The sequence below is a fragment of the Streptomyces sp. NPDC014006 genome (genome assembly GCF_043088925.1).
In the GTDB taxonomy this organism is placed as follows: Bacteria; Actinomycetota; Actinomycetes; order Streptomycetales; family Streptomycetaceae; genus Streptomyces.
On record NZ_JBICAJ010000009.1, the window covers coordinates 71202 to 87051 of the forward strand.

Below are 15850 nucleotides of genomic sequence, written 5' to 3' on the forward strand. Positions count from 1 at the left end.
CCGTCCGGCTCCGTGTCAGTCGGTCTCCTCGAGCCGGAAGCCGACCTTCAGGCCCACCTGCCAGTGGGCGATGTCCCCGTTCTCGATCTGCCCGCGCACCTGTGTCACCTCGAACCAGTCCAGATTGCGCAGGGTCTGCGACGCGCGCGTGATGCCGTTGCGGATCGCTGCGTCGACACCCTCGGGGGAGGTGCCGACGATCTCCGTGACCCGGTAGGTGTGGTTCGACATGCGGGTGCTCCTCTCGCGGGCGGGGCACGTGTGTGTCACGCGTCACTCCACCGTGCCCCAGAGTGCGGCTCGGCGCGAGGCGGTCGGATCGGCCTTACCCGGGGAAACCCTTGACCCCCCGTATTGGTCCATACCAAAATCCGGCACACCCGTTCGAGTCAGTCGCTCGTCCCCCACGTCGGGTCCCATTCCTCTGTCCGCAGCCTGAAGCCCTCCAGCCAGGACCCCGGGAGCCCCCTCGTGCCACGCCGCCTCCTCGCCCTCGCCTGCGTGTCCGCATGTCTGCTCACCGCCTGTGGCGTCCTGCCGCACGACGGCACCGCGCGCCGTACGGTCACCGTCTGGCTGATGAAGGACAGCGCCTCAGCTGAGTTCCTGCGCCGGTTCACCGACGACTTCGAGCACACCCATCCCGGCCTCGCGCTCGACATCCGCATCCAGCAGTGGACCGGCATCGGCACCAAGGTGCAGGCGGCCCTGAAGGCGGACGGCAGTGACGGCCCCGACGTCATCGAGGTCGGCAACACCCAGGTCCCGCAGTACATCGACAAGGGCGGGCTGCTGGACCTCACCCTGGAGTCCATGCGTGACTGGGGCCTGGACGACTGGCTGCCCGGACTCGCCGAGCCGGGGCAGCGCGACGGACAGCAGTTCGGCATCCCCTGGTACGCCGCCAACCGCGTCGTCATCTACCGCAAGGACCTCTTCGCCGAGGCCGGCGTCACCACACCGCCGAAGACCCGCCAGGAGTGGCTGGAGGCCACCCGGAAGCTGAACTCCGCCGGTCACCAGGGCATCTACCTCGCCGGACAGGACTGGTACACCCTCGCCGGATTCATCTGGGACGAGGGCGGGGAACTCGCCGTGGAGGGCGACGCCGGCTGGCGCGGCACCCTCGACTCCCCGGCCGCCCTGCGCGGCATGGACTTCTACCGGCGGCTGCACGCCCTCGGTGCCGGGCCGGCCGGCGCCGACGAGGAACACCCGCCGCAGGCCGGCGTGTTCGCCTCCAGCCGGGCGGCGCAGATCGTGGCCGTCCCCGGACTCGCCCAGTCCATCGTGCAGCAGAACCCCGGCCTGAAGGGCAAGCTCGGCTTCTTCCCCGTCCCCGGCAGGAACACCGGCCGCACCGGCGCCGTGTTCACCGGCGGTTCCGACCTCGTCGTGCCGCAGAACACCGACGAACGCAAGGGCGCCCTCGCCGTCGTCGAAGCCCTCACCGGCACCCGGTGGGACAGCGACCTCGCCCGCACCATGAACTACGTGCCCAACAAGGCCGGACTCGCCCCGGCCGTCGCCGGTGAGGAGGGGGTCGCGGCCATGGCGGCCGGAGCCGCACACGGCAGGGCGACCCCCAGCACGCCCGAGTGGGCGGTGGTCGAGGCCGACAACCCGATCAAGCGGTACATGACCGCCGTACTGACCGGGGCCGACCCCGCCACCGAGGCCCGGCGCGCCTCACGCCGGATCACCGAGGAGCTGAAGGTGTCGCTGCGCTGAGCCGCCCTCAGCGCACCGTGGCCAGCGACAGCGCGAACCGGCCCTCGTGGTCCGTCCACCAGTGGGACAACTCCATTCCGCAGGCGGCGAGTTCCTCCGCGACCCCTTCCCTGCGGAACTTCGCCGACACCTCCGTGCGCAGTTCCTCGCCCGCCGCGAAGTCGACGGCGAGCCCGAGCGCGGGTACCTTCACGCTCTGCGCGGTGCGGGACCGCAGCCGCATCTCGATCCACTCGCGGTCCGTGTCCCACCGGGCGACGTGGTCGAACGCGTCGGCGTCGAAGTCGGCGCCCAGCTCGCGGTTGATCACGGTGAGGACGTTCTTGTTGAACGCCGCGGTCACCCCGGCCGCGTCGTCGTAGGCGCGGACCAGGACCCGTTCGTCCTTGACCAGGTCCGTGCCGAGCAGCAACGCGTCACCGGGGGAGAGCAGGCCCCGCACCGAGGTGAGGAACGCGGACCGCTCGGCCGGCAGCAGATTGCCGATCGTGCCGCCGAGGAACGCCACCAGCCGCGGCCCCGGTGTGTCCGGCAGGGCGAGCGCGCCGGTGAAGTCGGCGATGAGGGCGTGCACCTGAAGGTCCGGCCGCTCGGCGGCGAGCGCCTGCCCGGCCTGGGTGAGCGCGCTCTCGCTGACGTCGACCGGCACATAGGTGTGCAGGGCGTCCAGCGCGTCGATCAGGTACCGGGTCTTCTCCGAGGAGCCGGAGCCCAGTTCGATCAGGGTGCGGGCCCCGGTGGCGGCGGCGATGTCCCGGGACCGGTCGATCAGGATCTCGCGCTCGGCGCGCGTCGGGTAGTACTCGTCCAGGGCGGTGATCCGCTCGAACAGGTCGCTGCCGTGGGCGTCGTAGAACCACTTCGGCGGCAGCGTCTTCGGGGTGGCCGCGAGGCCGGCGAGGACGTCCGCGCGCAGGGCGGCGTCCGTCGCGTCCTCCGGCAGCGTGCGGGTGATGCGGAACGGGCTCACGGTCGGGGCTCCTTGGGGGGTACGTCCTGATCGAGGTCCTTCAGCGGGGTGAGCAGCACCTCGCTGCGGCTCGCCGTCAGCAGGGTGCGGTCCGGCACCTCGCGCCACAGCGGGTCGTCGTCGTACGGCTCGGAGGCCACGACCGCGCGGTGGCCCGGCTCGGCCAGGTACCACAGGGTGTCGCCCCAGGCGGTCGCGGCGATCGTGTCGCCGTCGGTGAGCAGCAGGTTGAGCCGGGAACCCGGTGCGGCCCGGGCGGTCTCGGCGACCGTGTCGGCCAGCGCCTGGCCCATCTCGTCACCGGCCCGCAGCCGGGCCAGCACCAGCGCCCACACCAGGGCCGAGTCGGTGCGGGCCTCCAGCGCCAGCAGGTCCTCGGGGGGCAGGGTGCGCGAGAGGGCGGCCAGGGAGCGGGGCCAGCCGGCGATCGCGCCGTTGTGGCTGAACAGCCAGTGGCCCGAGGCGAACGGGGCGGCGGCGGCCTCCGCGTCGGCCCCGGCCAGCGTCGCGTCCCGTACGGCGGCCAGCAGTGCCCGGGTGCGCACCACGCGGGTCAGGTCGGCGAAGGACTGGTCGGCCCAGATCGGCCCGGCCCGGCGGTAGCGCGCCGGCACCGGGTCGCCCTCGGCGTACCAGCCGACGCCGAAGCCGTCGGCGTTGACCGTGCCGTAGCGCTGCCGGCGGGGAGCCCAGGACTGCCGGTACAGGCCGTGCGCGGGCTCCACGAGGAACCGGCCGAGCGGCTCCTCGTCTCCCACCCAGGCGATGTGACGGCACATCAGATGTGCTCCACGGAGCGTGCGGTGCGGAAGCCGGAGAAGATCTGCCGCCGGATCGGGTAGTCCCAGTTGCGGAAGGTGCCCCGGCAGGCCACCGGGTCCACCGCGAAGGAACCGCCGCGCAGCACCTTGTACTCGGGCCCGAAGAACACCTCCGAGTACTCCTTGTACGGGAACGCCGTGAAGCCCGGGTAGGGCAGGAAGTCGCTCGCCGTCCACTCCCACACGTCGCCGATCAACTGCCGTACGCCGAGCGGCGACTCGCCCTTCGGGTAGCTGCCGGCCGGTGCCGGGCGCAGATGGCGCTGGCCGAGGTTGGCGTGCTCGGGCTCCGGTTCGGCGTCGCCCCACGGGTAGCGCATCGAGCCGCCGGTCGCCGGGTCGAAGCGGGCGGCCTTCTCCCACTCCGTCTCCGTCGGCAGCCGCCGCCCGGACCAGCGGGCGTAGGCGTCGGCCTCGTACCAGCACACGTGCAGCACCGGCTCCTCGGGCGGGACGACCTCGGTGACGCCGAAGCGGCGGCGCAGCCACTGCCCGCCGTCGCGGCGCCAGAACAGCGGTGCGTGGATGGAGTGGCGGCGGATGTGGTCGAAGCCCTCGCGCGTCCACCAGCGGGGGTCGTCGTAGCCGCCGTCCTCGATGAACGCCTGGTAGGCGCGGTTGGTCACCGGGGTGGTGTCGATCGCGAACGGCGCCACCTCCTTCACGTGCGCGGGCCGCTCGTTGTCCAGCGCCCACGGCTCGCTGGACGTGCCCATGGTGAACGGGCCGCCGGGAACGACCACTTCGACCGGGCCGGTGAACAGCGGCGCCGGCTCGGGGTCCGGGGCGGTCAGGGCCGGCGGTCCCGTGCGCAGCTGATGGGTGATCAGCATCGTCTCGTCGTGCTGTTGTTCATGCTGCGCGATCATCCCGAACGCGAAGCCGGCCTCGGTCAGCCGGGTGCCGTCCAGCCGGGCGGACTCCAGCACGTCCAGGGCCCGGGTGCGCACCTGGGCCGCGTACGTGCGGGCCTCATCGGGCGGGAGCAGCGGCAGGGAGGGCCGTTCGGCGCGGGGATGCTCGAAGGCGTCGTAGAGATGGTCGATCTCGGGGCGTATCGCCTCCTGCCCGCCGACCGTGCGCAGCAGCCACATCTCCTCCTGGTTGCCGATGTGCGCGAGGTCCCAGACCAGCGGGGACATCAGGGGCGAGTGCTGCGCGGTGAGGTCGGGGCCCTCGACGCAGGTGGTGAGCAGGGTGGTGCGCTCGCGGGCGGTGGTGAGCGAGGTGAGGGCGCGCTCGCGGAGCGTCTCGGCGTCGGGCGCGGGCTCGGTCATCGCAGGTCGTCCTTCCCGTGGGCGCGCGCGTCCGCGCCGCGCAGTCGGTCCAGCAGATCGTCGGCGGGGCAACGGCCCCTGAGCACATAGCGGTCCCGGTACGCGGCGACGGCGTCCGTGACCTCGGTGGTGGCACCGAGGCGGGGCAGCGCCGCGAGTGCCGCCGTGAAGCAGTCGGCGGCCGCCTCCGCGAGTTCCGGGTCGGCGAGGCCGTCGCGGGCCGCGTCGGCCCACAGCGGGTTGTGCGGGGCGGGCAGTGCCAGCGTCCGCTCCGCCAGCGGCTTCACCGTGCGATAGGCGGTCTCGGCGGCCTCCGGGTCGTCGAACAGGGCGGCCGTCACCGCCAGCGGGACGATCCAGCCGTCGTCGCCGGGCTGCGCGTCGATCATCCGCAGCTCCAGATGACCGCGTGGCCGCACGGGCGGGAACAGCGTCGTGAGGTGGTAGTCGAGGTCGGCGCGGGTCGGCGGCCGGGGTGCACCGGAACGCGTCCACTCGCGGAAGGTGAGCCCGTCGGGCACCTCCCACGGGCCGTCCTCGCGCCGGACGCACATCACGGGCGCGTCCAGCACGTGCCGGGCCCACGCGGCGCGCGGCTCGCCGTCCGGTACGGGGGCGCCCGCGCGGCCGGGACCGATCTCCATCCAGCGCAGCTGCCGGGTGGAGCGCCAGCCGGTGGGGCGGTGCCCGGCCATCGGGGAGTGCGCGAAGGCCGCCACCAGGACGGCGCCCAGGGTGTGTGCCAGCCACCAGCGGCGCCCATGGCCCAGCGGGCCGGGCTCCTCGTGTCCGGCGTCCACGCAGACCTGCACGGAGGCGGAGGCGCGCATCATGGATCGGCCTGCCGATCCGGTGCGATCCAGGGCGGTCTCCATGGCGTCGTAGCGCGGTTCGCGCAGGTACCGGCGCGGGGAGTGCCAGGGTTCGTGGCCGATGCCGGCCAGGACCAGGCCGTCGCGGCGCAGTACGGCGCGGACGGCGGCGAGGTCGGCGGAGACGGTGCCGACGCACTCCATCAGGGAGGCGGCGGGCGGCGAGCTGAGCTCCAGCTGGCCGCCGGGTTCGACGGTGAGGGCCGAGCCCAGGGGCACGCTCCGCAGTGCGGCGTAGGCCGCGTCGAGCCGGTCGGGGGTCACGGGGCGTTGCGGCTCGCGCTCCTCGTGGACCAGCCATTCCACTTCCACCCCGAGTCGGCGGGGTGGTCCGGTCTTGAAGCAGATGCCCCTGACGAGGGCCTCCACCTCGGCCTCGGTGACGCGGGTACGGGGCTCAGCGTGCTCCGTACAGTCACCCGCCGCGGTGGTCGACGAATCGGACATGTCGGGATCCTCCTGAGAGTCCACCATGCCGCCGGCCCGTTTCGGGTGGCCCGGGCGCGGCGCGCTCGTCCCACCCAAGACGCTCCTGCCGGTTCGCACAAGAGTGCCAGGCGGCAAGTTCCGGGCTTCGTAAGGCTCCTTTCCCGCAGGTTTTCCGCCGCGTTCCACGCCCGGGAAAACGCGTTGCAATCCACGACCAGCATCGCTCAGGATGCGTCCATGAGCACGACGGGGGAACGCGCGCTCGGGGCGTCCACGGGGGTGACGCCGTGAGCGCGCGGTTGCGCGGCATCGCGCGGGAGACGGAGAAGATCGTCGAGGCAGGCCGGTACGTCCGGTCGGACGGGCACACGGTGTCGCTCGCGCAGGCGATCGAGGCGGCCCGGCAGGACACGCGGATGCTCGGCCCGGAGCCGGTGCCTGTGCCCGGGGCGCCGCCGGTCGACGCGCGGATCGAGGTCACCGGCGAGAGCAGCCTGGAGGCCGCCCGCCGCCTCGCGCACCACCCGGTGGCCGTCCTGAACTTCGCCTCCGCGCGCAATCCGGGCGGCGGCTATCTGAACGGGGCGCAGGCCCAGGAGGAGGCCCTGTGCCGGGGCTCCGCGCTGTACACCTGCCTGCTACGCGCGCCCGGGTTCTACGACCGCCACCGCACCGACCGCGACCCGTTCTACACGGACCGGGTCATCCACTCCCCGGCCGTGCCGGTCTTCCGTGACGACCGGGGCCGCCTGCTGGACGAGCCCTGCTACGTCGGCTTCCTGACCGCCGCCGCACCGAACGCCGGCGTCGTCCTGCGCACGGCCCCTCGGCGCGCGGCCGAGCTGCCCGCCGCCCTGGCGGTACGGGCCGAGCGGGTGCTGGAGACGGCGGCCGCGCACGGCTACCGGCGGCTGGTGCTGGGCGCCTGGGGCTGTGGCGTGTTCCGCAACGACCCGGCCCAGGTGGCCGAATCGTTTCGGTCGCTGCTCGCGCCCGGCGGGCGGTTCGCTCACCGGTTCGAGCACGTGGTCTTCGGCGTACTGGACCGCAAGGGTGACACCCGTGCGGCGTTCGAACGCTGCTTCGAGGGTTTGGCCGCTCAGGTCCAGCCGTAGCGCTCCGCCAGCCGCCTGCGCACCAGGCCGAAGCGCATCCGGTCCAGGGCACAGGCCTCGCGGCGCATGCCCTGCTCGTGCAGCCGCAGCACCCGGTCCACGTCCACCCAGGAGTCACGCCCGGAGCGGTCCCACGGGCCGCTGCCGATCGGCACCCACTCCCGGTCGTCGTCGTGCCGCTTGCTCGACAGCTGCACCGCCAGGAAGGTGCCGGCCGCCTCCCGGGCCACGACCAGCACCGGCCGGTCCTTGCCCCGGCCGTCGTTCTCCTCGAAGGGCACCCAGGTCCACACGATCTCGCCGGGGTCGGGATCGCCGTCGTGGGCGGGGGAGTACTCGGTACGCACCCGCCCGACCTGGCTCGGGTCGGCCTCGGTGGTGGCCGTGGGGCCGTAGCGGCCCGGGACGTTCTCTTCGGTGAAAGCGGTCACGGGGGCACCCTAGAGGGTCCCCCCGTGACCGCGCGATCAGAGGCTCACGCGTCCTGCACCGGCACCCTCTGCGGTGCGGCACCGTTGAGGGACGGACCAACCTGGTTACGGTCGTCCGGGTTCTGGCCGTCCGGGTTCTGGCTGTTCGGGTTCCGGCCGTTCGTGTGCTGGCCGTTCGCGTTCATCGACGCGAGCAACTGGCGGGCCAGCCCCAGGCCGGTGCCGCCCATGGTGAGCGCCTTGGCGAACACCTCCGCCATGCCGTCGGCGCCGTTGAGCAGCACCATGTTGTCGACGTTGCCGAAGGCGGACGCCCCGGCCTGGACGATCTCCGGCCACTTCTCGGCGAGTTGCTGGGCGACGACCGCCTCCTGGTTCTCGGCGAGCGCCGCGGCCCGCGCCTTGATGGCCTCGGCCTCGGCGAGACCGTGGGCCTTGACCGCCTCCGCCTGCGCGAGCCCCTTGGCCTGCGCGGCGGCCGCCTCGGCCTCACCGGTGGCCCGGGTGGCGGCGGCACCGGCCTCACCGCGCGTCCTGGTCGCCTCGGCCTCCGCGCCCGCGGCCGTCTTGACCCGGGTCGCCTCGGCCGCCGCGGCCAGCTCCGTCTCCTGCGCCTTGGCCTGTGCCGCCGAGATCCGCGCGTCACGCTCGGCCTCGGCCAGCGTGCGGGTCTCGTAGGCGCGGGCGTCGGCCGGCTTGCGCACGTCCGCCTGGAGCTGCTGCTCGCGCCGGTGCGCCTCCAGTTCGGCGACCCGGGTCTCCTGCACGACGACCTCCTGCCGGGCCCCGGCCTCCGCGAGCGGTCCGGCCTGGCGCGCCTTCGCGGCCGCCTTGTCCCGCTCGGCCTGGTAGCCGGCCTGGAGGATCTCGCTGTCCCGGGTCGCCTCCGCCATCCGCGCGAAGGACTGCTGCTCGGCCTCGGTCGCCAGCCGGTTGGCCTCGGCCTGAGCGATCCGCGCGTCCCGCTGCACGGCCGCCGCGTGCGGCATCGCCAGGTTCTGGATGTACCCGGTCGGGTCCTCGATCTCGTGGATCTGCAGCGAGTCCACGATCAGACCCAGCTTCTCCATCTCCGTGCCGCACGCGGCACGCGTCTGACCCGTCAGCTTCTCCCGGTCGCGGATCATGTCCTCGACCGTCAACCCGCCCACGATGGAGCGCAGATGACCGGCGAAGACGTTGTGCACCCGGTCCGACATCAGCTTCTGCTGATCCAGGAAGCGGCGGGCCGCGTTCGCGATCGACACGAAGTCGTCGCCCACCTTGAAGATGACCACGCCGCGCACCTTCAGCGGAATGCCCTGGTGCGTCACGCAGTCCACATGCAGCTCGGTCTCGTTCAGATCCAGCGAGAGCCTGCGCACCGCCTGCACGCCGGGCAGCACCAACGTGCCGCGCCCGGTGACGATGCGGAAGCCCATGCCCTCCTCCAGGCCCTCCGTGCGGTGCTTGGAGCCGGAGATGACGAGCGCCTCGTTCGGCTCGGCGACGCGCCACATGAGTTTGAACAGACCGATCAGAAGCAGGACGGCAACGACGACCGCCCCCGCAACGACGCCGACGACCATCGGCATTCGCCCCCTTTGCATGGTGCCCTTTCGGCACCGAACGAAGGGAGTGTGCGCCCGGTGGGGCCGCGCGGGAAGGCGTCCGCTAATCCTTGTTGCAATCTTGACGCGGGCGCCTCTCACCTGCGCCGCAGCGGGCTCAACTGTCGTACGCAGCCGTGACGTAGACGGTCCGCGGTGGCAGGTACTCGACCACCATCACGACCGTGCCGCACTCCAGACGGCCGGCGCCGGAGGCGGGGTGGGCGAGGAAGTGCTCGGCGCCGCCGCGCACCCGGACGATCACCTCGCCGACCAGTCCGGGCCCGACCGTCCCGGTGACCCGCCCCATGAGCCCGACCATCGACGCATCGTCCATCGTCACAGCGTACGGGCCTCTCCCGGCGCGGCCCATGCCCGCGGCGGCCACCGTTCGTGCCAGCGCAGCTCCGCCTCCAACTGGGCGGCGAGCGACACCAGCAGCGGTTCGCTGTGGGCGGGCCCGAGCAACTGGGCGCCCACCGGAAGCCCGTCGGCGGTGAACCCGGCGGGCACGTTGACCCCGGGCCAGCCGAGCACGTTCCACGGCCAGGCGTAGGGGCAGGCCGCGATCACCGCCCGGTCGGTGGCGAACCCGCCCAGCGCGTGCAGGGCGCCGATGCGGGGCGGGGGAGCGGCCGTGGTGGGCGCGAGGATCACGTCGTACGACCCGAAGAACGCGCCGATACGGCGCTGCAGCACCGCCTCCGCCCGCCGGGCCGTCCGCAGCGGCACCCCGCCGAGCAGCCGGCCCAGCCGGGCGGCGCCGCGGGTGCGCGCGTCGAGCAGGTCGGGGAACGGTGCCCCGGCGACGCGTTCGGCGATGCCGGCGGTGGCGCGCGGCACGAAGGTCAGCCCGATCGGTCCGTACGGCGGATCGGCCTCCTCCACCACATGCCCCAACCCGGCCAGTTTCTCCGCGAGTTCGACGACCCGGACGCGTACCTCGGGTCGCAGCCGGGCCGGAACCGCGGTGAACGGCGGCTTCAGCGACAGCGCGATCCGCAGCCGGCCGGGGTCGCGGCCGACCGCGTCGGACACGGTGAGCGGGGGCGGCCGGTGCGGGTCACGCGCGTGGTTGCCGCTCGCCGCGTCCAGCAGCAGCGCGGCGTCGGCGACCGTGCGGGCCAGGGTGCCGTTGACGGTGATGCCCTGGAAGGACTCGCCGCGCGGCCAGGTCGAGATCCGGCCGCGCTGCGGCTTGATGCCGACGAGATGGGTCCAGGCGGCCGGGATGCGCACCGAACCGGCTCCGTCCGAGCCGAGCGCGGCCGGCACCAGCCCGGCGGCGACGGCGGCAGCCGACCCTCCGGAGGACCCGCCCGGGGTGTGCTCCGGGCTCCACGGGTTGCGGGTGGCGCCGAACGCGGGGCCCTCGCTGTGTGGCCACTGCCCGAACTCGCAGGTGTTGGTCTTGCCGACGATCACCGCCCCGGCCGCGCGCAGCCGCCGTACCGCCTCCCCGTCCTCGGCGACGGGCGGGAAGTCGCCGCAGCAGCCGAACGCGGTGGGCTCGCCCGCCACATCCATGTCGTCCTTGACGGCGACCGGTACGCCGAGCAGTGGCCTGCGCACCCCGGCGGCCAGCTCCCGGTCCGCCGCGTCGGCCTCGGCGAGCGCGGCCTTGGCCCGTACGATCCGGAACGCGTTCACCGTCGCCTGTGAGGCCTCGATCCGCTCCAGGGTGCGTTCGGTCAGCTCCCGAGCGCTCACCTCGCCCTCGGCCAGTGCACGGGCGGTCTCGGCCAGTCCTGCGCGGCGGTCGAGCGTCATACGGCGTACCTCCGGGACTCCGTCGTCTACCGAACGGTAACCTGCGCGGCGCGGGCGGCGGAACACCCCGGCGCCCGGCCGGGGTCGGGCGGGGGTCTTCCTTACGATGGCGGTGGTCGTGCTGGAGGGGGCGGCGGGGGCGGACCCCGCGTCAGGGGGCGGGTGTGTACCGGGACCAGGGGCGTCCACAGGGGGAAGGCGCGGGCGGCGCCGGAGCGATGCCGCCCACCGGGCAGGAAGGCCGGCGTGCGCGGCCGCGGGGGCTGCCACGCCGCGCGGCAAGGTTCGTCGGGCGCACGCTGTGGAACGAGTTCCGCGGCATCGTGGCCGACCCGGTCGTCCGGCTCCTGCGCCGCGGGCCGGGCGCGCTGCTGCTGGGGTGCGTGGCCTGTGTCGGGGTGATCTTCTTCCACGCGATCGCGCAGTACCCGGTGGGCGCGACAGTGGTGCGCGTCCTCGGCGGCGTCCAGGGCGATCTGCCGCTGTGGCTGGCGCTGCTGCGCACGCCGGTGTCGCTCTATGTGCCGGCCCTGGACCTGCCGGTGTGGGCGGGCCTCACGTCGCTGTTCCTGGCGTTCGCGCTGGCCGAGCTGGCGCTCGGCCGGGCCCGGACGCTGGCCGTCGCCTATGCCACCACACTGGCCGGGACGCTCGCCGCCCGGGTGATGATCGCACTCGGCCCCGGCTGGTGGGGGCTCGGCCTGCCGCCCGAGGCCGGCCGGGTGCTCGACACCGGCCCCTCGGCCGCGGTCGTGGGGCTGTTCACCTACATGGCCGTGACCCGCCGGGCGCCCGTGCTGTTCACGCTCACCGGCGGGTCGATGGTGTGGGAGTCGATCGCCGTGCCCAACCTGGCCGGACGCGAACACCTGGTCGCGGTGGGCGCGGCGATCGTCCTCGCCGTGGCGCACGGACGCCTGCGGCGACCGCCTATTCGGGACCTGCGTCGGGCGAGGGAATGCGGCCCGGTTCCTGTTCCTCCAGCCCGCGCGTCAGATACGGAGTGATCATCAGCCGGTAGATCGCGGCGCCGACCACACCGCCGACGAGCGGTCCGACGATGGGCACCCACCAGTAGAGATTGCCGTACTGATCTCTCCAGGCGGTGCCGTACCCGGTGATGAAACTCGCCAGCCGGGGGCCGAGGTCACGGGCGGGGTTGATCGCGTAGCCCGCGTCCGTGCCCCAGGCCATGCCGATCGCCACGACGATGAGGCCGATGATGAACGGCGCGAGGTTGGCGCCGGGCGGGGTGTTGAGCAGGTCGGTGACCGCGAAGATCAGCAGCACGAGGATGGCGGTGCCGATCACCTGGTCACGCAGCGCACCCCACTCGCTCACCGGGGCGGCGCCGTTGCCGGGCAGGGTCGAGAAGACGAACTGCGACTTGATGGTGTGGCCGGGGTCGAACTTGGCCAGGACCTCCGTGTAGTTCCAGCGCACGATCAGCGCCGCGACGAACGCGCCGGCCGTCTGGGCCACCGCGTACGGCAGGACCTTGCGCCAGGAGAAGCCCTTGAAGCAGGCCAGGGCCACGGTCACGGCGGGATTGAGATGCGCGCCGCTGATCCGGGCGGCGACGTACACACCGAAGGTGACGCCGAGGCCCCAGGCCCAGGTGATGCTGTCGTGATTTCCGAGTCCCCCGGCCACGACCTGGGCGACCACGCCGACGCCGAAGAGGATGAGGATCATGGTGCCGAGGAATTCCGCGACCAGCTCGCCGGTCATTCCTCTGGCGGTCGTCCTGTCTGCCATGGAGCACCGCCTCCACCTTCTGAGGGGGGATGGGTGTGGTGACGATGGGGCGTTTTGCATACGACCGTAGTGATTTGATGCTGGACGTCCAGAGCCGGAACGTCAACCGGAGCGCCATCTTCCGTGTGGATCTGTTGCCCGTCGGCCGGGTGTACGGCCGTACGCTGGGCGCCGTGTGGAACAGCTCCGACGGTCTGGATGCCGGTGCCGTGGCGGCCCGGTTCACCGGCGCGCGGGTGGCCGGCCAGCGGCGGCTGTCCGAGGCGCTCGCCGAGATCACGTTGGACGACGGACGCCTGGTGATGGTCAAACGCGCCGACGAGACCGGCGCGGTGCGCGCCGAGGCCGCCGGACTGCGCTGGCTGGCGGACGCCGGCGCCGTACGGGTACCCGGGGTGCACGGGCAGGACGAGCGCTGGCTCGTGACCGACCGCGTCCCCGGCGGGCCGCCCACGGCCGAGGCCGCGGTCCGCTTCGGGCGCGCGCTGGCCGCCCTGCACGCCGCCGGTGCCCCCGCCTTCGGCGCCGCGCCGCCCGGCGGGCCGCGGGACGCCTGGATCGGACGGGCCCCGATGCGCAACGCCACCGGACCCCGATGGCCGCGCTGGTACGCCGAACACCGCGTCCTGCCCTACCTGCGGCGCGCCGTCGACCAGGGGATCGTCCGGTCGACGGAGGCGCCGGTCGTCGAGCGGTTCTGCGAGCGGCTGCCCGAGCTGGCCGGGCCCCCCGAGCCGCCCGCCCGCTTGCACGGCGATCTGTGGAACGGCAACGTGGTGTGGGGAGCCGACGGGCACGCCTGGGTGATCGACCCGGCCGCACACGGCGGTCACCGCGAGAGCGATCTCGCGATGCTGCATCTCTTCGGCTGCCCCCACCTTCAGCGGGTGCTGGAGGGCTACCAGGACGCGGCACCGCTCGCCGCGGGCTGGTGCGAGCGGATGGCCCTCCATCAGCTCTTTCCGCTGCTGGTGCACGCCGTCCTGTTCGGCCGCGGTTATGCCGAACAGGCGCTGACGGCTGCCCGGACGGCCGCCGGGGGCTGAGCGCGGGTACAAGCGCGGACCGAATGCCGAGCGGGGACTGAGCGGGGGCTCGGTGTCCCCGTCACGTTCCCTCGTTCTCCCCGACAGCACCGCGCATGCGCGCCCCCGTACGGCCCCCCGCGCGCCCCCGTACGGCCCCCCCCGCGCGCGCCCGCACGGCCCCCCGCGCGCCCCCGCACAGCTCCCCGCGCGCCCCCACACGGGCCCCGCACACGAATGCCCCCGTCACGCCGGACGAGTCCGGGGTGACGGGGGCACGGAAGACCGGCTAGGTGCGGTCGCCCTTGGGCTTGCCGCGCTGGTCCGGAGTGCCGTGCGGCGGAGGGCTGAAGGGCTCGGGGGAGGTCGCCGGGGACACGGGGGAACCCGTGCTGCCCTCGCTCTGCTCGGGGCGCAGGGCCCCCGGATCGCCCGCCGAGGGTTCGGCGCCGGCCCGCAGCTGATCCAGGCGTGCCGTCAGAACCTCGGTGATCGGCAGGCGGTCGGCGTGGGTGCGCTCGTAGGCGAGCAGCTCCTCCACCTCCTCGGCGGTCAGCGACCGCACACGGCTCTCCAGACCGCCGATCGGCAGGTGGTCGTAGTCGGGCAGGGGCAGGGTGCTGCGGCCGGGGTCGGCCATGTGGACCTCACTTCCCTTCGTGCGTGGGCTCCGGTCCGGGCGAGCGCCTCCCGCGGCCCGGCGCCCCGCGGCTGCGGGGCGTGCGGCCGCGGGGCGGGCGACTGTGGGGTGCCGGGGGCTCAGTGGGCGCCCAGGCCGCCTCCGCCGAACGAGCCACTGGAGCCCTTGCCCCACTTGGGCCGTTCCTGCGACTCGCTCGGCCGGGTGCCGAGGTTGCCGAACTCGTGCGGAAGCCGACGGCGTCCGTCGCGGGGCACCTCCTCGGGTTCCCGGTTCTCCTGGATGCCGCGGACCGCGCCGCCCGGGGGCAGGTGCGGCTGCTCCTCGGGGCGCGGCGGAGCGGGCTCGCGGCTCTTGAAGACGTCGCCGAACCAGAAGGCGCCGATCAGCCCGCCGACGAGGAAGACCCCGGCGATGACCGGGCCCAGGACCCAAGCGCCGCTCGGGGCGGCAATCTGCATCAATGCGCTGCTCATACCACACGAATACCCCCCAAACGGATTCGCTACCAGTTCACTCCGAACGGGATTGCCGGGTCCGCGAGCGGTTGGCCTTGCGGACCGCGTCGAGCAGCTCGGACTTCGACATCCGCGAGCGCCCCTCGATGTCCAGTCGCCGCGCGAGGTCGTAGAGGTGCTCCTTGGTGGCCTGCTCGTCGACGCCCTCGCCGCTGCGCCCGTCCTGCTGCCGGGGCCGGGCCGAGCGCGGGTCCGAGGGGCCCTTGCGGCCGCCCTCCTTGCGCTCCCAGTGGTCGCCGACCTTCTCGTGCGTGTGCTTGAGCGCCCCGTAGGCGACCCGGTGGGCCCGCTCGCCCTCGCCGTAACTCTCGACGGCGGAGTCGTGCGCCTTGATCCAGGTCTCCTGCGCGTGCTGCGAGGAGCGCTCGAGGGTCGACGGCAGCTCCTGTCGTCCGGGCACGTCGCTCACCTCCTCGGGTGCGGCCTCCGGGCTTCTCCGGGTTCCCGCGCCGGCGGCGGGATAACAGGCGAGTGCCGGGCCCGGCCGGGTTTGGTGCAAGGGGCACCGGCTACCCGCACGGCGTGACTTCGACGACGACCCAGCAGGAGCTCATACGGTTCCTCGAGGACCGCTTCGCATGTGCCCAGGCGTGCACCGAGTGCGCCAGGGCCTGCGCGTTGCGGGCGAGCCTGGTGGACCCCGGAGGGACCGAGGAGCAGGAACTGACGCGACGCAAGGGCATCATGTGCGCCGAGGTGTGCGATGCCACCTGCCGCGTGCTGTCCGAGCAGAACAGTGTGGACGAGGCCGGTATCCGCGTGCAGGTGGAGTGGTGCCGGACCGTCTGCCTCGAAGCGGCCCACGTCTTCGATCGCCACCAGGGCGCCGAGGACACGGCACAGCACTGCCGGGACTGCGCCCGGGCGTGCTCGGACTTCCTCCGCACGCTCGCCTGATCCCGTT

General features: G+C 73.4%; 18 protein-coding genes. 5 read left to right on the forward strand and 13 right to left on the reverse strand.

Going from position 1 to position 15850, the window contains the following annotated elements:
* Positions 1 to 15: 15 nt before the first annotated feature.
* Entirely contained in the window at positions 16 to 231 is a 216-nt protein-coding gene (locus ACF1GV_RS28255) for a dodecin (protein ID WP_363263834.1), read from the reverse strand.
* Positions 232 to 471: 240 nt separating this feature from the next.
* Here ACF1GV_RS28255 and ACF1GV_RS28260 point away from each other — a divergent pair, with 240 nt between their 5' ends.
* A complete protein-coding gene (locus ACF1GV_RS28260; protein ID WP_391685898.1) occupies positions 472 to 1731 on the forward strand; it encodes an extracellular solute-binding protein in 1260 nt (419 codons plus the stop codon).
* A gap of 7 nt (positions 1732 to 1738) precedes the next feature.
* On the opposite strand, the gene egtD is transcribed toward ACF1GV_RS28260, so the two are convergent.
* Genes egtD through egtA form a run of 4 tightly spaced genes read right to left on the reverse strand, consistent with a single transcriptional unit; the run spans position 1739 to position 6118 of the window.
* Positions 1739 to 2701, reverse strand: a complete 963-nt coding sequence (gene egtD / locus ACF1GV_RS28265) for an L-histidine N(alpha)-methyltransferase (RefSeq protein WP_391685900.1) — start codon at positions 2699 to 2701, stop codon at positions 1739 to 1741.
* The gene (egtC, locus tag ACF1GV_RS28270) at positions 2698 to 3480 is read right to left on the reverse strand and encodes an ergothioneine biosynthesis protein EgtC (protein WP_391685902.1); all 783 of its coding nucleotides are present in this window, start codon (positions 3478 to 3480) and stop codon (positions 2698 to 2700) included. Before egtC ends, egtD begins: the two co-directional genes overlap by 4 nt.
* A complete protein-coding gene (egtB, locus tag ACF1GV_RS28275) occupies positions 3480 to 4799 on the reverse strand; it encodes an ergothioneine biosynthesis protein EgtB (protein ID WP_391685904.1) in 1320 nt (439 codons plus the stop codon). Before egtB ends, egtC begins: the two co-directional genes overlap by 1 nt.
* Positions 4796 to 6118 carry an ergothioneine biosynthesis glutamate--cysteine ligase EgtA gene (egtA, locus tag ACF1GV_RS28280; protein WP_391685906.1) on the reverse strand — a complete coding sequence of 441 codons (1323 nt, stop codon included), beginning with the start codon at positions 6116 to 6118 and terminating at the stop codon, positions 4796 to 4798. Before egtA ends, egtB begins: the two co-directional genes overlap by 4 nt.
* A gap of 269 nt (positions 6119 to 6387) precedes the next feature.
* Here egtA and ACF1GV_RS28285 point away from each other — a divergent pair, with 269 nt between their 5' ends.
* The gene (locus ACF1GV_RS28285) at positions 6388 to 7215 is read left to right on the forward strand and encodes a TIGR02452 family protein (RefSeq protein ID WP_391685908.1); all 828 of its coding nucleotides are present in this window, start codon (positions 6388 to 6390) and stop codon (positions 7213 to 7215) included.
* On the opposite strand, the gene ACF1GV_RS28290 is transcribed toward ACF1GV_RS28285, so the two are convergent.
* From ACF1GV_RS28290 to ACF1GV_RS28305, 4 genes are all read right to left on the reverse strand, one after another.
* Positions 7200 to 7646, reverse strand: coding sequence for a type II toxin-antitoxin system PemK/MazF family toxin (locus tag ACF1GV_RS28290; protein ID WP_391685910.1), 447 nt, complete (start codon positions 7644 to 7646; stop codon positions 7200 to 7202). The two genes, ACF1GV_RS28285 and ACF1GV_RS28290, sit on opposite strands and share 16 nt — an antisense overlap.
* Before the next feature lie 44 nt (positions 7647 to 7690).
* Positions 7691 to 9220 carry an SPFH domain-containing protein gene (locus tag ACF1GV_RS28295; RefSeq protein WP_391685913.1) on the reverse strand — a complete coding sequence of 510 codons (1530 nt, stop codon included), beginning with the start codon at positions 9218 to 9220 and terminating at the stop codon, positions 7691 to 7693.
* Between the two features lie 133 nt (positions 9221 to 9353).
* The gene (locus ACF1GV_RS28300) at positions 9354 to 9572 is read right to left on the reverse strand and encodes a hypothetical protein (RefSeq protein ID WP_391685915.1); all 219 of its coding nucleotides are present in this window, start codon (positions 9570 to 9572) and stop codon (positions 9354 to 9356) included.
* Positions 9573 to 9574: 2 nt separating this feature from the next.
* Entirely contained in the window at positions 9575 to 11005 is a 1431-nt protein-coding gene (locus tag ACF1GV_RS28305) for an amidase (protein WP_391685917.1), read from the reverse strand.
* A gap of 218 nt (positions 11006 to 11223) precedes the next feature.
* Here ACF1GV_RS28305 and ACF1GV_RS28310 point away from each other — a divergent pair, with 218 nt between their 5' ends.
* Entirely contained in the window at positions 11224 to 12012 is a 789-nt protein-coding gene (locus ACF1GV_RS28310; RefSeq protein ID WP_391685919.1) for a hypothetical protein, read from the forward strand.
* Here the strand turns inward: ACF1GV_RS28310 and ACF1GV_RS28315 are convergent.
* Positions 11936 to 12763 carry an MIP/aquaporin family protein gene (locus ACF1GV_RS28315; RefSeq protein WP_391685920.1) on the reverse strand — a complete coding sequence of 276 codons (828 nt, stop codon included), beginning with the start codon at positions 12761 to 12763 and terminating at the stop codon, positions 11936 to 11938. The genes ACF1GV_RS28310 and ACF1GV_RS28315 overlap by 77 nt on opposite strands.
* Before the next feature lie 77 nt (positions 12764 to 12840).
* Here ACF1GV_RS28315 and ACF1GV_RS28320 point away from each other — a divergent pair, with 77 nt between their 5' ends.
* On the forward strand, positions 12841 to 13809 hold the full coding sequence (locus ACF1GV_RS28320; RefSeq protein WP_391685922.1) for a fructosamine kinase family protein: 969 nt from the start codon (positions 12841 to 12843) through the stop codon (positions 13807 to 13809).
* A gap of 268 nt (positions 13810 to 14077) precedes the next feature.
* On the opposite strand, the gene ACF1GV_RS28325 is transcribed toward ACF1GV_RS28320, so the two are convergent.
* The 3 genes from ACF1GV_RS28325 to ACF1GV_RS28335 all read right to left on the reverse strand — a co-directional run bounded on the left by ACF1GV_RS28325 (position 14078) and on the right by ACF1GV_RS28335 (position 15346).
* Positions 14078 to 14428, reverse strand: coding sequence for a hypothetical protein (locus ACF1GV_RS28325; protein ID WP_391685924.1), 351 nt, complete (start codon positions 14426 to 14428; stop codon positions 14078 to 14080).
* A 119-nt stretch (positions 14429 to 14547) separates the two neighbouring features.
* Entirely contained in the window at positions 14548 to 14904 is a 357-nt protein-coding gene (locus tag ACF1GV_RS28330; protein WP_391685926.1) for a DUF6479 family protein, read from the reverse strand.
* Between the two features lie 37 nt (positions 14905 to 14941).
* Complete coding sequence (locus ACF1GV_RS28335) at positions 14942 to 15346, reverse strand: ChaB family protein (RefSeq protein ID WP_391685927.1); 405 nt, start codon at positions 15344 to 15346, stop codon at positions 14942 to 14944.
* 122 nt (positions 15347 to 15468) lie between these two features.
* On the opposite strand from ACF1GV_RS28335, the gene ACF1GV_RS28340 reads away from it, so the two are divergent.
* Entirely contained in the window at positions 15469 to 15843 is a 375-nt protein-coding gene (locus ACF1GV_RS28340; RefSeq protein WP_363263818.1) for a ferredoxin, read from the forward strand.
* Positions 15844 to 15850 lie beyond the last annotated feature (7 nt).